Source organism: Neisseria sp. P0001.S005 (assembly GCF_051963715.1).
The window spans coordinates 1-320 of the sequence record NZ_JBQCTZ010000883.1 but is presented as its reverse complement, the minus strand read 5'-3'; the positions used below and the strand labels follow the sequence as shown (position 1 = coordinate 320).

Here is a 320-nt window from a genome sequence, read left to right as displayed (position 1 = left end):
GAAGACATCCGCGTCTATATGGACTACCAAGGCAAAAAAGACCGCCTTGAAGAAGTCGTCGGCCTCTCCGAAGACCCAGAACTCTGGAACGACCCCAAACGCGCCCAAGAAATCGGCAAAGAGCGCAAAATCCTCGAAGGCATCGTGGTGACGCTCGACAACATCGCCACAGGTATCGAAGACAACCGTATGCTGATTGAAATGGCTGTCGAAGAAAACGACGAAGAAGGTTTCGCCGCCGTACAGGAAGATGTGGCCGGTTTGGAAAAACAAATGGCCGACCTCGAATTCAAACGAATGTTCAACCAGCCTGCCGACCC

General features: G+C 52.5%; 1 protein-coding gene. It reads left to right on the top strand.

Features of this window, described 5'->3' with window-relative positions; all coding sequences use genetic code 11:
• Positions 1–320, top strand: a 320-nt coding sequence (locus ACTHSP_RS23340; protein WP_440347159.1) for a PCRF domain-containing protein, incomplete at both ends; no start/stop codon positions are given.